This window comes from Cryptocyanus atlanticus LEGE 06306, from assembly GCF_056633155.1.
The window spans coordinates 235,555-250,926 of sequence record NZ_JBSJOZ010000002.1 but is presented as its reverse complement, the minus strand read 5'-3'; the positions used below and the strand labels follow the sequence as shown (position 1 = coordinate 250,926).

Here is a 15,372-nt window from a genome sequence, read left to right as displayed (position 1 = left end):
CTCCGTGGTCAATGCACACCGGGATGAGCCGCTACGTCTTCACGTCCGAATCGGTCACCGAGGGCCATCCCGACAAGATCTGCGATCAGATCAGTGATGCCGTCCTCGATGCCCTGCTGAGCGCCGACCCCGCCAGCCGGGTGGCCTGCGAAACCGTGGTCAATACTGGCCTCTGCCTGGTGACCGGAGAGGTGAGCACCACCGCCCGGGTGGATGTCACCTCCCTGGTGCGGGAGGTCATCGAGGGCATCGGCTATACGGGGGCCAGGGCCGGCGGCTTCGATTCCAGGAGTTGCGCGGTGCTGATCGCCCTGGACCAGCAGTCTCCGGATATCGCCCGGGGGGTGGATGAGGCCGACGATCACGATGGCGACCCCCTCGACAAGGTGGGGGCGGGCGACCAGGGAATCATGTTCGGCTTCGCCTGCGACGAAACCCCCGAACTGATGCCCCTGCCGATCAGCCTGGCCCATCGGCTGGCCCGGCGGCTGGCCCAGGTCCGCCATGACGGCACCCTCCCCTATCTCCTGCCCGACGGCAAGACCCAGGTGAGCGTGGTTTATGACAACGATCGCCCGGTGGCGATCGACACGCTGCTGATCTCCACCCAGCACGAGGCCGAGATCGAAGGCATCAGCGCCGAGGGGGCTTTGCGTCAGCGGATCGCCGACGACCTCTGGCACCACGTAGTGGAACCCGCCACAGCGGATCTCGCCCTTTCCCCCCGCCGCGAAGCGATCCGTTTTCTGGTCAACCCCACCGGAAAGTTCGTGGTGGGCGGCCCCCAGGGGGATGCGGGGCTCACGGGCCGCAAGATCATCGTGGACACCTACGGGGGCACGGCTCGCCACGGCGGCGGGGCCTTTTCCGGCAAGGATCCCACCAAGGTGGACCGCTCGGCCGCCTATGCCGCCCGCTACGTGGCCAAGAGCCTGGTGGCTGCCGGGCTGGCCCGCAAGGCGGAGGTGCAGTTGAGCTACGCCATCGGCGTGGCCCGGCCGGTGAGCATCCTGGTGCAGAGCGGTGGCACCGGACTCCACAGCGATGACGATCTCACGGCCCTGGTGCAGGAGCATTTCGATCTGCGTCCGGGGGCCATCATCGAGACCTTCGGCCTGCGGGAACTGCCCCGCCAGCGCGGAGGCCGCTTCTACCAGGATGTGGCCGCCTACGGCCATTTCGGCCGCAATGACCTGAGCCTGCCCTGGGAAGACGTGGCCGCCCCCGCCGCCCGCCTCCGCCAGGCGATGGCGGAGCGGATCCCGGCCGCCAGCGGCGCCTGATCCCGCCGCCATGCCCTCCCCGCCGGCAGCGGACACAACGCTGGCCGCCGGAGTGGACCTGGGCAGCAGCGGACTGCGGCTGGCCCTGATCAACGGCCTGGGGCAGCCGGTGGCCGCCCGGCAGCTCCCCTATCCGCGGCCATTCGAGGATCCCCGGGGCTGGCTGGAGGGCCTGGAAGGTCTGTTCTCCGCCCTGCCCGCCCCATGGCTCCGGCGGGTGGCCGCCATCAGCCTGGATGGCACGTCCGGCACCCTGCTGCTCTGTGGAACCGACGGCACACCCGCCGGAGCGGCGCTGGCCTATTCCCTGGCCTGCCGCGAACAGCTCGAGGCGGTGGCTGCCCTCGTGCCGGCGGAATCGCCTGCCGCCAGCGCCAGCGGCAGCCTGGCCAGGGCACTGCGCCTGCTTGGCCAGTTGAACAAGGACCCGTCCCCGGTGCTGGTGCGCCACCAGGCCGACTGGGTGATGGGCTGGCTGTTGCGGGACTGGCGCTGGGGGGAGGAGGGCAACAATCTGCGGCTCGGCTGGGATCTGCTGGAGCGCCGTTGGACCGGCTCCATCGCCAGCCAGCCCTGGAGCAGCGCCCTGCCTGAGGTCGTCGCCAGTGGGCAAGCGCTGGGCCGGATCCATCCGGCCGCCGCCACCATCCTGGGGCTCTCCCCATCCTGTGTGGTAGTGGCCGGCAGCACCGACTCCAATGCCGCCGTGCTGGCCGCTGAGCCGGCCCCGGAGGAAGGGCTGGCCGTGCTCGGCACCACGCTGGTGCTCAAACAGTTCGTCGAGGCCCCTATCCAGGCGGCGGGAGTGAGCTGCCACCGGCTCGATGGCCGCTGGCTGATCGGCGGGGCCTCCAATGCCGGCGGCGGGGTGCTGCGTCGCTTCTTCAGCGACGACGAACTTCGCCGCCTGAGCCGCCAGATCGACCCCAGCCGGCCCAGCGGGTTGGCGCTGCGCCCGTTGCCGGGTCCGGGGGAACGGTTCCCGATCGACGATCCCGAGCTGGAGCCCATCCTCGGCCCCAGGCCGGTGAGTGACGCCCTCTTTCTGCAGGCCCTGCTGGAGGGCCTGGCCGCGATCGAGGCCCGGGGCTGGCAGCGGCTGCGGCAGCTGGGCGCCCCCGGGATCCGGGGGGTGCTCAGCGTGGGCGGTGGGGCCCGCAATCCCCAGTGGCGGCACCTGCGTCAGCAGGCGATCGGCCTGCCCGTGCGGAATCGCCCCGGGCGGTCCCCCGCCCTCGGCGCCGCCCGGCTGGCCCTGCGGGGCCTGGCGCGGGACGGACTCGAGCCGAGGATGGGGAGGCACTGATCCACCGCTCCCTCCCGGCATGAACGAACGCCTCCGCACCAGCCTGTCCATGGCCCTGTTCGCGATCCTGGCCGGCTACGTCGCCTACAGCGGAGTTCGCCTGGCGCTCCTGCTCTGGCAACGCTTCGGGGGGCTCTGAGCTCCGGCACCGTGCCGAGCCGGCAGACTGGCCGGACGACACTTTCGGAACCATGGCTGCCGATCCCCTCACCGATTCCGTCAGCGCGCGGATCTGCCAGCACATGAACAACGACCACGCGGAAGCCGTGCTGGCCTACGCCCGTCATTACGGCGGCCTACGGGCCGCCGCAGAGGCCCGGATGCTGAAGGTTCGTCCCGAGGCCATGGAGCTCGAGGTGGATGGCACCTGGGTGTCAGTGGCCTTCGATCACACCCTCAGCGACAGCGAAGATGCACACCGCACCCTGGTGGCCATGCTCCGTGCCCTCCCCCGGACCTGATCGCCCCCGCACGGCGTAGCTGCTGGGAACCCTGGAGGGGACCCACGTTCTCGGCCGGGAGGCCGCGCCACCATGGTTCACGGCCTGCTGCGGGGCTGCCTGGAGCTGGTGACCGTCGCCAGCTGCGGGCTCTGCCGCCGCCCCCTGCAGAACGGTGACTCGGGCCGGCGGCCCTGCCGCCACTGCCGCCAGCGGCTGGAGCTGCCCCCGGCCGGGCTGCAGGGCTGGGCACCCCTGCCGTGGTGGGCCCTGGGCTGGTACGGCGGCAGCCTGCGTGCGCTGCTGCTCCACCAGCGGCGGTCTCCCGACCCCGGCCGCCTCCAGGTGCTGGCGAGGGCCCTGCGGGACACCCTGCCCGTCAGCCTGGAGGGTCTGCCCAGTTCGACGCTCAGCGTGGTGGCCATCCCCAGCTGGAAACGGCGGGGGAACCCCCTGCCCGAGCTGATCGGCGCGGGGCTGGGGCTGCGCCGGGCCGATCCGCTGCGGCGCAGCCGGCCCACCCTCGGGCAGCACCACCTCAACCGGCGGCTGCGGGCCCTCAACCAGCTGGACGCCTTCACGACCGGCGGCGGATCGAGGGCCCCGGCGGCAATCAGGCTCTCGCCGCCCCTGCTTCTCGTGGATGACATCCTCACCACCGGAGCCACCGCGGCGGCGGCGGCCGAGGCGCTTCAGCGGGGTGGCTACCGGGTGGCCGGCCTGCTCTGCCTGGCAAGGACCCCACCGAGCCGGTGATCTAAGATCCGCGGGTGCTGCCAAGCGGCCAGCCGGGATAGCTCAGTTGGTAGAGCAGGCGACTGAAAATCGCCGTGTCCCCAGTTCAAATCTGGGTCCTGGCATTGTCTCCCAGCCGGCGGGTGGCCGGAAGCGAGAGGCGCCCCCCGCCGCCGGGCCGGGCCGGGGGCCAGCCCACGTTCCGCCAGACGGTCCGTCTTTATGCCCCCCATGCGAACTCCTCCTGAACGTCCAGCCGACCAGCAGTTCAACAACGCCGACAGCTACGGCATGGCGTTCGAGACGGCCTGGGGGAGGCTCAGCAGCTCCCGGGCCGGCCACGACCTGAGCCGGGAGGTCCGCCTGGAGAGCGTACTGAGCGAGCTGAGCGACCATCCCTTTGCGGTCCGGCAGCCCGAACTGGTCCGACAGGTGGCGGAGTTCCGACTGCGGCTGCTCCGCTGCTGAGCCTTCCCCTGGCCCATGGGCCAGACCCATAGGATCGCCCCATGAGCAGCTCCCTGTGCCGCCTGGTCCGGATGTTGAGCGCTGGCTTCAGCAACCAGAATCAGGCTTTCGAGAATCCGCCGATCTTCGCCCACATCCTGGTGCGGTTCCGTCCGCTGCCCCAGCTGGAGCCAGGCTCGATGCTGCTGGAGCAGTGGTATGCCTTCGCCCCGGGGCAGCCCTACCGGATCCGGGTGCTGCGCGCCGAAGCCTCCGGATCAGACGGCCTGCGGATCCACAACCAGGCCCTCACGGAGGATCGGCGCTTCTGGGGAGCGAGCGAGGATCCCGAGCGCATGGCCCTCATTCAGCCCCACGACCTGCGCCCCCTGGAGGGGTGCACCTACGTGGTTCAGGAGCGGGGCGAGGGCTTCGTGGGGGAGGTGGAGCCTGGCTGCCGCTGCCTCGTGGAGCGCAAGGGGGCCACGGCCTACCTGGTTAGCAGCTTCGAGCTGAATGGTCAGGGCATGCGGACCATCGATCGCGGCCACGACCCCATCACCCACACTCCGCTGTGGGGATCGGTGGGAGGGCCCTTCGAATTCCAGCGCACCGAGGATTTCTCAGCGGAGATTCCGGAGCCGTGGCTCCGCAGCTGGCACTGAGGACGGATCACAGATCCGCAACAGTGCGACACGAAAGGTGACCCTGTGAAGGAGTGTGAGAGCTTTGAGCAATAGGCGATTGTGCTCAAATGTGATGACTAGGTTCAGGCCCTTGTCGAGCGTCTCCATGCCCCTGCCCCTCCTGGACACCAAACCGCTGGCTCAGAATGCCCGCGTCCGCAGCTTCGCCGTCGGCAGCGAGGAAGATCCTCGCCGCACCCCTGAAGGCCTGCGCCGCAGCCCCCAGGCCATGGATGAGCTGATTGAGCGCGCCTATCGCCAGATCTATTTCCACGCCTTCAAGGCCGATCGCGACGCCGCTCTGGAGTCCCAGTTGCGCCGTGGCCAGATCAGCGTGCGCCAGTTCATCCGCGGTCTGCTGCTCTCCAGCAAGTTCCGCAGCGATTTCTATCGCTGCAACAGCAATTACGCGCTGGTGGAGCAGATTGTCGGTCGCGTTCTCGGCCGTGCCGTACACGGGGATCGCGAACGGATCGCCTGGTCGATCCTGATCGCCCAGCAGGGTCTGGAGGGTCTGGTGGATGCCCTGCTGGAATCCCAGGAGTATCTCGATTGCTTCGGGGAGGACGAAGTCCCCTACCAGCGTTCCCGGGTGCTCGCCGGCCACGGCGTCGGGGAACGTCCCTTCAACCAGCAGGCCCCTCGCTACGCGGCCTACTGGCGCGACATCTCCGCACGACGCGCCCCGGCCGCCCCCTACACGGGCAGCCAAAGCCTGGAGAGCGGACGCCTCTCCCCCACCTGGGTGGGCGGGCAGCCGCCGGAACTGGCCCGCAAAGCCTGGCTTGTGCTGGCCGGTGTGGGGGCCCTGGAGGTGGTGCGGGTGTTGCTCACCACGGTGGGGGCGATGCTGCACACCGGGGCTGCCGGCTGAGTCCCCCTCCTCAGGCGATCAGCTCATCCATGAACGGCTGTTCCCCTTCGTCGGGGAACGGCTCCTGGGACATCGGCTCCCCACTGCCGGCAACCCAGAACCCTGACTCCGATGGCTCAGCTCCATGGAACGGAGCCCGGCCCCGGTCCTCCGGCACCATCCTGGGGCCAGGCTCTAGGAGACCCTCGAGATGGGCGATCCTCGCTTCGGTCTGCTCCAGGAGATCCACCACGGCCGCCGAGCCATCGGCGGCATCCCGGCTGCGTCCCTCCACGCCGCGGAGCTGATCTTCACAGCGCACCACCCGCTCCTCCATGTCGAGCAGCCTCACGGTCAGCGTTTCACTCAGCTCACTGAGGGCTCGCAGCTGAAGCGTCAGACGCTGGGACCAGAGATCAGCCTCGGATACCGAGATCATGGTCTGTGCAGTGACCGTGCAGGTCGGATGGTATCGGAGCTGCACCATCACGCCAGGCCTGGGGTTTGTAACGATTCCGAAAACCGACGCTGAGAGTGGTACAGCCCCCATAGGATCCAGCGGCAGACAGCATCTTGGGGCCCTTCCTGGCCTGTGCATCCCACAGCCCGACGTGCCCTTCGTCTCTTCTCTCTTCCCGGCCCGCACGCCCATGACACTCGTCAACGCTGCCTACCTGGGCATCGACCGCTACGCGAATGATCGCAACAAGGACAACTGGTCGAACGCCACCGAAGCCGATACCGCCGGCCTGATCCGTGCCGTCTATCAGCAGGTGCTTGGCTATCAGTACGTCATGAAGAGCGAGCGGCTCGACGGTCCTGAGTCCCTATTTCGTCGCGGCTACCTCAGCGTCCGCGAATTCGTGCGCCAGGTGGCCAAGAGCAGCCTGTACCGCCAGCGCTTCTTCGAAAACTGCAACCCTTACCGCTTCATCGAGCTGAACTTCAAGCACCTGCTCGGTCGGGCTCCGCAGAACAAGGCGGAAATGCTCCACCATTTCACCATCCTCCAGAACGACGGTTACGACGCCGAAATCGATTCCTACATCGATTCTGCCGAGTATCAGAACCGCTTCGGTGAGGAGCAGATCCCCTACATGCATGGCTGGAACTACTCGGTGGGCCAGCAGGGGCTTCAATTCTCCTACCTGCTCCAGCTCACCCGAGGTGTTTCCGCCTCTGTCAAGGGCGACATCACCAAAACCCAGTCCCGCCTCAATCCAGCTGTCCACAAGGAAGCCCCCCTTCCGGTGGTCAGCCCCAACGCCAAGGGCTCGGCCTTCCGCAGTGTCGAATCCGATGGGGTGACCCGCATGGGCGTGGGGGCAGGTGAACTGGGCCGCACTTTCCGCGTTGAAATCTCCGGATTCAACAACTACAGGCTGCACAAGCGCAGCAATCGTGTCCGATTCATCCCGTTCGACAAATTGCTGGAAGCGCAGCAACAGATCCAGCGGGAAGGCGGTCGCATCGCCAGCATCAGTCCGGTCAACTGAGTTCACTCCCCACACCCCTTCGCCCTAACAGCCATGAAGGTTTCCGCAGGCACCCGCGGCAGCAGCTTCAGCAGCAACCGTCAGGTCACCATCACCGTGACCGGTCTCGCGAACAATTCCTATGTTCGCAGTTCAGACTGCGTCATGCAGGTTCCCTATACCCGTATGAATGAAACCATGCAATTGGTGAACCGCCTTGGGGGCACCATCACGGCAGTGAACGTGAGTGGCAGCGGCGACGCTTGATCTCCTCCGGCAGGCATTCCTTTCCTGCCTCTGCCCTCCTCTCCAGGGGGGCTTTTTCATGGTCTTGAACCCAGCCGGGATTCGGATGCAGCCCGGCGGCCGGGTCCGCGACGAGGACACACCTGACCAGATTTTCAGTTCATTGTGTTACACAACTCAGAACCCGGCTGGCCGGGCGCCCGGCCACGGGGCGCAGCCCCAACTGAGAGGCTTTGCGGCGCAGGGGACTTGCCAAACGGGTGACCGTTTGTTAAGCATCGCTCATCAGTCCGATGCGGGGTCCAACAATACCTAGGTCCAGTCGGGATCCGTTCTGGCTGTGACCGGTCACGCCGGCCCACACCAGGCAGCCCTGAACCGGTACAGGAAAGCGCCTTCGGCGCCTTCATCTTGGAACACCCAACTCCCGACCCCACCCGTCGAGAACAGGAGCTTTTTTTACATGTTCGACGCCTTCACCAAGGTCGTTGCTCAGGCTGATGCCCGCGGCGAATTCCTCAGCTCTGCCCAGATCGACGCCCTGGCGTCGGTTGTCGCTGACAGCAACAAGCGGATGGATGCCGTCAATCGCATCACCTCCAACGCCTCCAGCCTCGTCACCAACGCCGCCCGCGATCTCTTTGATCAGCAACCGGCCCTGATTGCCCCCGGTGGCAACGCCTACACCCATCGCCGCATGGCCGCCTGCCTGCGCGACATGGAGATCATCCTCCGCTACGTCACCTACGCCGTCTTCACCGGCGACGCTTCCGTTCTGGAAGATCGCTGCCTCAACGGCCTGCGTGAAACCTATCTCGCCCTCGGCGTCCCCGGTGCCTCCGTGGCCGAAGGGGTCCGCAAGATGAAGGATGCCGCCATGGGTCTCGTCAACGATCGCAACGGCATCACCCCCGGTGACTGCTCCGCCCTCGCCTCCGAGATCGGCACCTACTTCGATCGCGCCGCCGCCGCCGTCGGCTGATCGGCCTCACCCTTCAGGTTCCCCCTTCTTCTTCCCCCTTCACCCATGTCGAAGACTCCCCTTACCGAGGCCGTTGCCGCCGCCGACTCCCAAGGTCGCTTCCTGAGCAACACCGAGCTCAACGCCGCCTTCGGTCGCTTTGAGCGCGCCAAGAACGCCCTGGAAGCCGCCCGCCAGCTCACCGCCAAAGCCGATGAGCTCGTCAACGGCGCCGCCCAGGCCGTCTACAGCAAGTATCCCTACACCACCCAGCAACAGGGACCCAACTTCGCCTCCACCCCCAGGGGCAAGGAAAAGTGTGCCCGTGACATCGGCTACTACCTCCGTCACGTCACCTACTCCCTGGTTGCCGGTGGCACCGGACCCCTCGATGAGTATCTGATCGCCGGTCTCGATGAGATCAACCGTGCCTTCGAACTCTCCCCCTCCTGGTACGTGGAAGCCCTGAGCTACATCAAGGCCAACCACGGCATCTCCGGCGACCCCGGCGTCATCGCCAACAACTACATCGATTACGCCATCAACGCTCTCGTCTGAAGTCCCCCAAGGGTTCTTCTGACGCGATCCTCGCGTCGTCCACTCTCACACCCGCAAAGGAGGCCTTCTGGCCTCCTTTTTTTCTAGCCCGGTCCACCCACACCGCAGCGCCGGCACGCTGTAACGATTCCCTGGAAAAATGCAAACAGTTTCCCCAGCACGCCCATAGGATTGTTACCAGTCCTGGCCATTGCTGACCCTGTTTGTGGCTCCTCAGGACCCAGCCGGCCGCCGCGGCCCTCCTCCCACCCAGCCCGACCAACCATGACCCTCGCCAACGCTGCCTATCTGGGCATCGAGCGTTTCGCCAACGATCGCAACCAGGAAAACTGGTCCAACGGGACCGATCAGGACAAGGCCACCTTGATTCGTGCCATCTACCAGCAGGTGCTCGGCTATCAGTATGTGATGGAGAGCGAACGCCTGGAAGGCGCCGAATCCCTGTTCAGGAATGGCTACCTGAGTGTGCGCGAGCTCGTGCGGATGGTGGCGAAAAGTGGCCTGTACCGCGAAAAGTTCTTCGAGAACTGCAATCCCTACCACTTCATCGAACTCAATCACAAACATCTGCTCGGCCGTGCTCCCCAGAGCAAGGCTGAAATGCTTCACCATTTCACGATCCTCCAGGATGAGGGCTACGACGCTGAGATCGATTCCTACATCGACAGCGACGAGTATCAGAGCCGCTTCGGCGAAGAGCAGGTTCCCTACATCCATGGCTGGGGCTATTCCGCTGGCCAGGTGGGGCGCCAGTTCTCGTGGCTGATGCAGCTCGGCCGCGGTGTGGCCGCTTCCGTAAAAGGGGATTCGGCCGGCACCAACTTCCGCCTGGGTAAGGCCCTGCATCAGGACCGGGCCGTGCCAGTGGTGAGCCCCAACGCGTCCGGTGCCAGCTTCCAGCCGACCAAGGTGGCCAATGAATCGATTACCCAGATGGCCCGGGGCATCGGTCAGAACGCCAAGGTGTATCGGGTCGAGGTCACCGGGCTGACTGACTACCGCCTCCACAAGCGCAGCAACACGGTGCGCTTCATCCCCTTCGACAAGATGCTGGAGGCCCAGCAGATGATCCACCGTCAGGGTGGCCGGGTGGCCAGCGTCACCCCGGTGAACTGACGGGCCTGCCCCCGTTCACCACCAGTTGAATCAGGCCCGGCGGTAGCTGACCGCCGGGTTTTTTCATGGAGCTATCGATTGTCTTAAGACTTGCCCGGCCGCCGATCAACGATGGCGACCTGTTTGAGGCTCCACCCGGGAACCGATCCGGGGAGAAACGGTGGGTCCCACCCCTGCCCAGGGCCAGGCAGGCCCTGGGCCGTGATCGGTCAGACGTAAGGCTGCAGCAGCGATTCGACCCACTCGGCTGTCCAACCATCTGCGGGCAATTGAAGTGCAGACAGGGCTTGGTGACCCTTTGTGAACTTCCCGAAGATCGTGAGCGTTCTTTCGCAGAATACCTCGGTCGATCGGAGCTCCCGTTCGGCACAAACAAACCCACTCCCGACCCCGAACGTCGAGAACAGGAGATTTTTTACATGTTCGACGCCTTCACCAAGGTCGTTGCTCAGGCTGATGCCCGCGGCGAATTCCTCAGCTCTGCCCAGATCGACGCCCTGGCGTCGGTTGTCGCTGACAGCAACAAGCGGATGGATGCCGTCAATCGCATCACCTCCAACGCCTCCAGCCTCGTCACCAACGCCGCCCGCGATCTCTTTGATCAGCAACCGGCCCTGATTGCCCCCGGTGGCAACGCCTACACCCATCGCCGCATGGCCGCCTGCCTGCGCGACATGGAGATCATCCTCCGCTACGTCACCTACGCCGTCTTCACCGGCGACGCTTCCGTTCTGGAAGATCGCTGCCTCAACGGCCTGCGTGAAACCTATCTCGCCCTCGGCGTCCCCGGTGCCTCCGTGGCCGAAGGGGTCCGCAAGATGAAGGATGCCGCCATGGGTCTCGTCAACGATCGCAACGGCATCACCCCCGGTGACTGCTCCGCCCTCGCCTCCGAGATCGGCACCTACTTCGATCGCGCCGCCGCCGCCGTCGGCTGATCGGCCTCACCCTTCAGGTTCCCCCTTCTTCTTCCCCCTTCACCCATGTCGAAGACTCCCCTTACCGAGGCCGTTGCCGCCGCCGACTCCCAAGGTCGCTTCCTGAGCAACACCGAGCTCAACGCCGCCTTCGGTCGCTTTGAGCGCGCCAAGAACGCCCTGGAAGCCGCCCGCCAGCTCACCGCCAAAGCCGATGAGCTCGTCAACGGCGCCGCCCAGGCCGTCTACAGCAAGTATCCCTACACCACCCAGCAACAGGGACCCAACTTCGCCTCCACCCCCAGGGGCAAGGAAAAGTGTGCCCGTGACATCGGCTACTACCTCCGTCACGTCACCTACTCCCTGGTTGCCGGTGGCACCGGACCCCTCGATGAGTATCTGATCGCCGGTCTCGATGAGATCAACCGTGCCTTCGAACTCTCCCCCTCCTGGTACGTGGAAGCCCTGAGCTACATCAAGGCCAACCACGGCATCTCCGGCGACCCCGGCGTCATCGCCAACAACTACATCGATTACGCCATCAACGCTCTCGTCTGAAGTCCCCCAAGGGTTCTTCTGACGCGATCCTCGCGTCGTCCACTCTCACACCCGCAAAGGAGGCCTTCTGGCCTCCTTTTTTTCTATTGCACCGTCGTCCGTCGAGTTGTCTGCCGTCAAGCCGTGGCCATGGTCGAGGCCGGTCCTCCCCCCAACACCCCTGCCGCCAGCGCCCCCATCGATGAGGTGGAAGCGCTGGCCCGTCTTCGCCAGAGCGGGGACCAATCCGCCCAGTATTACGCCGCCTGGTGGCTGGGCCGCATGCGGAGCCGCCATCCCGACACTCTCCCCCTGCTCTGCGCGGCCCTGGACCAACGCCAGCCCCGGCAGGCCTCGGCCGGGGTCGAGCACAACGCCGTGGCCCGCAACGCAGCCCGGGCCCTCGGCAAGCTGGCGAATACCGCGGCCATTCCGGCCCTGCTCAAGGCCCTCGATGACGCCGATGAAGGGCTGCGGGAAGCCGCAGCCCGCTCCCTGGGCGAACTGCGGGCCACGGCCGCCGTCGATCGTCTCTGCGCCCTCCTGGCCAGCGGGCCGGACGGGGCCGGTGCTCCCGTGCCGGGCAGCAGCCGGCTCCAGGAGCCCTGTGAGGCCCTGCTGGAAGCCCTCGGCGAGATCGGCTGTCCGTCGGACCCGGTGCTGGAGGTGATCACGCCGTTCGTGGCGCACGAGCGGCCGCTGATCCGCAGCGCCGCCTGCCGGTCCCTGCTCCAGCTCACCGGAGCGTCCCACTGGGGTGACCGGTTGCTGGAACTGCTGGAGCATCCCCAGCTCCAGGTCCGTCGCGCTGCGCTGATGGACCTGGGTGCCGCGGGCTGGCGACCAGCCCTGGAGCCGATCCGCCGCACCCTGGCGGAGAACAGCCTGAAGCTGATCGCCCTGCGGGGGCTGGTGGAGAACGGCCGCTCCCGGACGGCCCCGCAACGGCCAGGGGAGGTCAGGCGCCACGATCACGACACCATCGCCGTGCTGGCGGTCATGGATGATCTGCTCTGACCTCCCCATGCATTCCCCATCTGCGGCCGTGGCAGTCCCAGCCCAGCCACCCCTCGACCCCGGCCCCCTGCTCGAGGCCCTGCGCCAGGCGGACAGTCCGCTCGGCCTGCTGGAGGCCACCCGGCACCTCGCCCAGGCTCGACACCCAGCCGCCGCCGCCAGCCTGGTGGAGGTGCTCGGATTCAACAACCCCGGGGCCGCCGTGGCAGCCGTGGAGGGACTGATCGCCCTCGGGACCCAGGCGGTGGAGCCTCTGCTCGAGAATATCGATGGCCACAACTACGGCGCGCGGGCCTGGGCGGTGCGCGCCCTGGCGGGCATCGGGGATGTGCGTGGTCTGGAGGTGCTGGAAAGTGCCCTGGCCTGTGACATCGGACCCAGCGTGCGGCGGGCGGCGGCCCGCGGCCTGGGCCAGCTGAACCTGGAGGACCTCAGCGACCCGGAGGCGGCCCGGGTCCGCGTCCGCTGCCTGGAGGCCCTGCTGGCCGGCTGTGCCGACGGAGAATGGGTGGTGCGCTACGCCGTCACCGTGGGGCTGGAGAACCTGCTGGCCGACCCGTGGCCCGCTTGGGAGCAACGCCTCCGGGCCCTGGAGGGCCTGGGCCTTCTCGCCGGAGACACGAGCGAGGAGACGCCGGTGGTGCGGCTGCGGGCCCGGCTGGCCCTCGAGAGGCTGCGGCTGGACGGGGAACCGGCATGACACCGGCCCGGCGCGGTGTGCTCTTCGTGTGCCTGGGCAACATCTGCCGCTCCCCAGCTGCCGAGGGAGTCTTTCGGCATCGGCTGCGCGGCGCCGGGCTGGAGCAGGCCTTCCGAGTGGATTCGGCGGGGACCGGTGGCTGGCACGTGGGCAACCCGCCAGATGCGCGCATGCAGGCGGCGGCCGCCCGTCGCGGCATTGCACTGCCCAGCCGGGCCCGCCGGATCGAACCCGGCGATCTCGATCGCTTCGAGCACATCCTCACCATGGATGACGACAATCTCGCAGCTGTGCGCGCCCTGGCGGCGGGCCGGAGTCACCGGGCCAGGATCCTGCCGATCACAAGCCACTGCAGGCGGCACCCCTGCACGGAAGTCCCCGACCCCTACTACGGCGGCGACGAGGGGTTCGACCGGGTGCTGGACCTGCTGGAGGACGCCTGCGACGGCCTGCTGGAGGATCTGCTGGCCGATTAGGACCTCGCCGGCGCCGGCGCGGCTGGCGGCGGCTCCGGGGGCCAGGCGTCCTCCGGCACCCGCTCACGGAACAGATCCACCAGGGCCTGGATCACCGCGTCGATCTCCAGGCCATCGCTGATCAGTTCGATGGCGTCCTCGGCCTGACAGAGCGGAGCCACCGCCCGACTCGAGTCGAGTCGGTCCCGCTCGGCGATCTGGGCCTCCAGTTCCCCAAGCGCGGGTGGCCCAAATCCCCGCTGCTCCAGATCCAGGGCACGCCGGCGCGCCCGCTCCTGCACCGATGCGGTGAGGAACACCTTCAACTCAGCGTCGGGGAAGACCGCGGTGCCGATGTCGCGGCCTTCCGCCACCAGACCCCCCCGTTCGCCCATGGCCTGCTGCTGGCGGGTGAGGGCGTCGCGCACGACGGCATGGGCCGCCAGCAGGGACACCGCGGCGGTGACATCGGGATGACGGATGGCCGTGGTGACCTCATGGCCCTGGATCCAGACCCGCTGATCGCCGGCCAGACCTGCCTCCAGCCGCAGGTCGAGATCGGCCAGAAGTGGGGCGACGGCCGCCGCATCGGCCGGATCGGCTCCCTGGCGCTGCACCCACCAGGTCACGGCGCGGTACATCGCTCCCGTATCCAGATAGAGGAGCCCCAGCCGGCGGGCGAACGCGCGGGTGACAGTACTCTTGCCGGCGCCGGCGGGGCCATCGATGGCGACGATCGGGGCACGGGTCATGAGAAAGCGGTGATCGATCAGGCGGGTGGAGCCGCAGTGCACCGCCACGGCCAGCAGGGCCATCCCGCAGCGAACCGGCGATGGGAGCAGGGAGTGGGCCCCCACCAGCTCCGCGTAATCGACCTGCAGAGCCGAGGACTCCAACCGGCGGCGCAGCCGGGCCAATAGTTGGTCATCACTTCGATCACCATGGCGCCAGGTTTGCGAGGCTTCCTGCAGGGCCCTGGGAACGGCGGCAGCCTGACGACGCTCGGCAGGAGAAAGATACCGGTTGCGGGAACTGCCGGCCAGTCCATCCGCCTCCCGCCAGGTGGGGCAGCCTTCCACCCGCACCGGCAGACCCAGATCGGCCACCACCCGGCGCAGGATCACCAGCTGCTGCCAGTCCTTCTCTCCGAGCAGAATCCGCTCCGGACGGATCAGCGCCAGCAGGCGGGCGATCACGGTGGCCACCCCCTCGAAATGGCCCGGCCTCGACCGGGCGCAGAGGGTCTGAAGCAGGATCGCCGGGGGGCACACCCGGGTGATCTGGCACGCTCCACCGGGGAAGAGCTCCTCGGCGTCAGGAGCGAACAGGGCATCGGCCCCGGCTCCCGCGGCGGTGGCGGCATCGCCGGCGAGATCACGGGGGTAACGCTGGAAGTCCTCCCCGGCGGAAAACTGGAGAGGATTGACGAAAACGCTGACCAGAATCCTGGGCCGCCGCCCGGCTCCGGCCCCGCTCTGGCCGGCACGGAGAATCAGACCGGCATGGCCCCGGTGCAGCCCCCCCATCGTGGGCACGAAGTGAACAGGTCTGTCAATCCGGTGGATCGGTGGACCGCACCAGCGACGCAGGTCTGCAGTGGTGCGTAGCAGCTCCACGGGGAAGGACGACGAAGACCCACG

Annotated in this window: 19 protein-coding genes and 1 tRNA gene; 18 read left to right on the top strand and 2 right to left on the bottom strand. The window is 67.3% G+C overall.

The window, feature by feature from the left end:
• Positions 1 to 23 precede the first annotated feature (23 nt).
• From metK to ACWJI7_RS03985, 8 genes are all read left to right on the top strand, one after another.
• Entirely contained in the window at positions 24 to 1,283 is a 1,260-nt protein-coding gene (metK, locus tag ACWJI7_RS04020) for a methionine adenosyltransferase (protein ID WP_479935554.1), read from the top strand.
• Between the two features lie 10 nt (positions 1,284 to 1,293).
• Positions 1,294 to 2,589 carry an FGGY-family carbohydrate kinase gene (locus ACWJI7_RS04015; protein WP_479935552.1) on the top strand — a complete coding sequence of 432 codons (1,296 nt, stop codon included), beginning with the start codon at positions 1,294 to 1,296 and terminating at the stop codon, positions 2,587 to 2,589.
• A 191-nt stretch (positions 2,590 to 2,780) separates the two neighbouring features.
• Complete coding sequence (locus ACWJI7_RS04010; RefSeq protein WP_479935550.1) at positions 2,781 to 3,050, top strand: DUF2470 domain-containing protein; 270 nt, start codon at positions 2,781 to 2,783, stop codon at positions 3,048 to 3,050.
• A gap of 72 nt (positions 3,051 to 3,122) precedes the next feature.
• On the top strand, positions 3,123 to 3,785 hold the full coding sequence (locus tag ACWJI7_RS04005) for a ComF family protein (RefSeq protein ID WP_479935548.1): 663 nt from the start codon (positions 3,123 to 3,125) through the stop codon (positions 3,783 to 3,785).
• Between the two features lie 31 nt (positions 3,786 to 3,816).
• Positions 3,817 to 3,889: transfer RNA gene (locus ACWJI7_RS04000), tRNA-Phe, on the top strand.
• A 106-nt stretch (positions 3,890 to 3,995) separates the two neighbouring features.
• Positions 3,996 to 4,232 carry a hypothetical protein gene (locus ACWJI7_RS03995; protein ID WP_479935546.1) on the top strand — a complete coding sequence of 79 codons (237 nt, stop codon included), beginning with the start codon at positions 3,996 to 3,998 and terminating at the stop codon, positions 4,230 to 4,232.
• 41 nt (positions 4,233 to 4,273) lie between these two features.
• Positions 4,274 to 4,876 carry a chromophore lyase CpcT/CpeT gene (locus tag ACWJI7_RS03990; RefSeq protein ID WP_479935544.1) on the top strand — a complete coding sequence of 201 codons (603 nt, stop codon included), beginning with the start codon at positions 4,274 to 4,276 and terminating at the stop codon, positions 4,874 to 4,876.
• A 127-nt stretch (positions 4,877 to 5,003) separates the two neighbouring features.
• Positions 5,004 to 5,771, top strand: a complete 768-nt coding sequence (locus ACWJI7_RS03985) for a phycobilisome rod-core linker polypeptide (protein WP_479935542.1) — start codon at positions 5,004 to 5,006, stop codon at positions 5,769 to 5,771.
• Between the two features lie 10 nt (positions 5,772 to 5,781).
• Here ACWJI7_RS03985 and ACWJI7_RS03980 read toward each other — a convergent pair whose 3' ends face one another.
• Positions 5,782 to 6,189 (bottom strand): hypothetical protein, encoded by a 408-nt coding sequence (locus ACWJI7_RS03980; protein WP_479935541.1) that lies wholly within the window; start codon positions 6,187 to 6,189, stop codon positions 5,782 to 5,784.
• Positions 6,190 to 6,400: 211 nt separating this feature from the next.
• On the opposite strand from ACWJI7_RS03980, the gene ACWJI7_RS03975 reads away from it, so the two are divergent.
• From ACWJI7_RS03975 to ACWJI7_RS03930, 10 genes are all read left to right on the top strand, one after another.
• Positions 6,401 to 7,246, top strand: coding sequence for a phycobilisome rod-core linker polypeptide (locus ACWJI7_RS03975; RefSeq protein WP_479935641.1), 846 nt, complete (start codon positions 6,401 to 6,403; stop codon positions 7,244 to 7,246).
• 33 nt (positions 7,247 to 7,279) lie between these two features.
• The gene (locus ACWJI7_RS03970) at positions 7,280 to 7,492 is read left to right on the top strand and encodes a phycobilisome linker polypeptide (protein WP_479935539.1); all 213 of its coding nucleotides are present in this window, start codon (positions 7,280 to 7,282) and stop codon (positions 7,490 to 7,492) included.
• A 442-nt stretch (positions 7,493 to 7,934) separates the two neighbouring features.
• Complete coding sequence (locus ACWJI7_RS03965) at positions 7,935 to 8,453, top strand: phycocyanin subunit beta (protein WP_479935537.1); 519 nt, start codon at positions 7,935 to 7,937, stop codon at positions 8,451 to 8,453.
• Between the two features lie 45 nt (positions 8,454 to 8,498).
• Positions 8,499 to 8,990 (top strand): phycocyanin subunit alpha, encoded by a 492-nt coding sequence (gene cpcA, locus ACWJI7_RS03960; RefSeq protein ID WP_479935535.1) that lies wholly within the window; start codon positions 8,499 to 8,501, stop codon positions 8,988 to 8,990.
• Between the two features lie 264 nt (positions 8,991 to 9,254).
• Positions 9,255 to 10,106 carry a phycobilisome rod-core linker polypeptide gene (locus ACWJI7_RS03955; RefSeq protein ID WP_479935538.1) on the top strand — a complete coding sequence of 284 codons (852 nt, stop codon included), beginning with the start codon at positions 9,255 to 9,257 and terminating at the stop codon, positions 10,104 to 10,106.
• 419 nt (positions 10,107 to 10,525) lie between these two features.
• On the top strand, positions 10,526 to 11,044 hold the full coding sequence (locus ACWJI7_RS03950; RefSeq protein WP_479935537.1) for a phycocyanin subunit beta: 519 nt from the start codon (positions 10,526 to 10,528) through the stop codon (positions 11,042 to 11,044).
• A gap of 45 nt (positions 11,045 to 11,089) precedes the next feature.
• The gene (cpcA, locus tag ACWJI7_RS03945) at positions 11,090 to 11,581 is read left to right on the top strand and encodes a phycocyanin subunit alpha (RefSeq protein ID WP_479935535.1); all 492 of its coding nucleotides are present in this window, start codon (positions 11,090 to 11,092) and stop codon (positions 11,579 to 11,581) included.
• Positions 11,582 to 11,710: 129 nt separating this feature from the next.
• Positions 11,711 to 12,577, top strand: coding sequence for a HEAT repeat domain-containing protein (locus tag ACWJI7_RS03940; protein ID WP_479935640.1), 867 nt, complete (start codon positions 11,711 to 11,713; stop codon positions 12,575 to 12,577).
• 7 nt (positions 12,578 to 12,584) lie between these two features.
• Positions 12,585 to 13,277, top strand: coding sequence for a HEAT repeat domain-containing protein (locus ACWJI7_RS03935; protein ID WP_479935534.1), 693 nt, complete (start codon positions 12,585 to 12,587; stop codon positions 13,275 to 13,277).
• Positions 13,274 to 13,753 carry a low molecular weight protein-tyrosine-phosphatase gene (locus ACWJI7_RS03930; RefSeq protein WP_479935533.1) on the top strand — a complete coding sequence of 160 codons (480 nt, stop codon included), beginning with the start codon at positions 13,274 to 13,276 and terminating at the stop codon, positions 13,751 to 13,753. Before ACWJI7_RS03935 ends, ACWJI7_RS03930 begins: the two co-directional genes overlap by 4 nt.
• Here the strand turns inward: ACWJI7_RS03930 and ACWJI7_RS03925 are convergent.
• A complete protein-coding gene (locus ACWJI7_RS03925; protein WP_479935532.1) occupies positions 13,750 to 15,348 on the bottom strand; it encodes a bifunctional pantoate--beta-alanine ligase/(d)CMP kinase in 1,599 nt (532 codons plus the stop codon). The genes ACWJI7_RS03930 and ACWJI7_RS03925 overlap by 4 nt on opposite strands.
• Between the last annotated feature and the right edge of the window lie 24 nt (positions 15,349 to 15,372).

Excerpts from the sequence above, each read along its gene's own strand:
- metK (WP_479935554.1), top strand. The coding sequence starts at position 24 with ATGAGCCGCTACGTCTTCACGTCCGAATCGGTCACCGAGGGCCATCCC.
- ACWJI7_RS04005 (WP_479935548.1), top strand. The coding sequence starts at position 3,123 with ATGGTTCACGGCCTGCTGCGGGGCTGCCTGGAGCTGGTGACCGTCGCC.
- ACWJI7_RS03980 (WP_479935541.1), bottom strand. The coding sequence starts at position 6,189 with ATGATCTCGGTATCCGAGGCTGATCTCTGGTCCCAGCGTCTGACGCTT.
- ACWJI7_RS03935 (WP_479935534.1), top strand. The coding sequence starts at position 12,585 with ATGCATTCCCCATCTGCGGCCGTGGCAGTCCCAGCCCAGCCACCCCTC.
- cpcA (WP_479935535.1), top strand. The coding sequence starts at position 8,499 with ATGTCGAAGACTCCCCTTACCGAGGCCGTTGCCGCCGCCGACTCCCAA.
- ACWJI7_RS03985 (WP_479935542.1), top strand. The coding sequence starts at position 5,004 with ATGCCCCTGCCCCTCCTGGACACCAAACCGCTGGCTCAGAATGCCCGC.
- ACWJI7_RS03930 (WP_479935533.1), top strand. The coding sequence starts at position 13,274 with ATGACACCGGCCCGGCGCGGTGTGCTCTTCGTGTGCCTGGGCAACATC.
- ACWJI7_RS03970 (WP_479935539.1), top strand. The coding sequence starts at position 7,280 with ATGAAGGTTTCCGCAGGCACCCGCGGCAGCAGCTTCAGCAGCAACCGT.
- ACWJI7_RS03950 (WP_479935537.1), top strand. The coding sequence starts at position 10,526 with ATGTTCGACGCCTTCACCAAGGTCGTTGCTCAGGCTGATGCCCGCGGC.
- ACWJI7_RS03940 (WP_479935640.1), top strand. The coding sequence starts at position 11,711 with ATGGTCGAGGCCGGTCCTCCCCCCAACACCCCTGCCGCCAGCGCCCCC.
- cpcA (WP_479935535.1), top strand. The coding sequence starts at position 11,090 with ATGTCGAAGACTCCCCTTACCGAGGCCGTTGCCGCCGCCGACTCCCAA.
- ACWJI7_RS03995 (WP_479935546.1), top strand. The coding sequence starts at position 3,996 with ATGCGAACTCCTCCTGAACGTCCAGCCGACCAGCAGTTCAACAACGCC.
- ACWJI7_RS04010 (WP_479935550.1), top strand. The coding sequence starts at position 2,781 with ATGGCTGCCGATCCCCTCACCGATTCCGTCAGCGCGCGGATCTGCCAG.
- ACWJI7_RS04015 (WP_479935552.1), top strand. The coding sequence starts at position 1,294 with ATGCCCTCCCCGCCGGCAGCGGACACAACGCTGGCCGCCGGAGTGGAC.
- ACWJI7_RS03955 (WP_479935538.1), top strand. The coding sequence starts at position 9,255 with ATGACCCTCGCCAACGCTGCCTATCTGGGCATCGAGCGTTTCGCCAAC.
- ACWJI7_RS03965 (WP_479935537.1), top strand. The coding sequence starts at position 7,935 with ATGTTCGACGCCTTCACCAAGGTCGTTGCTCAGGCTGATGCCCGCGGC.
- ACWJI7_RS03990 (WP_479935544.1), top strand. The coding sequence starts at position 4,274 with ATGAGCAGCTCCCTGTGCCGCCTGGTCCGGATGTTGAGCGCTGGCTTC.
- ACWJI7_RS03975 (WP_479935641.1), top strand. The coding sequence starts at position 6,401 with ATGACACTCGTCAACGCTGCCTACCTGGGCATCGACCGCTACGCGAAT.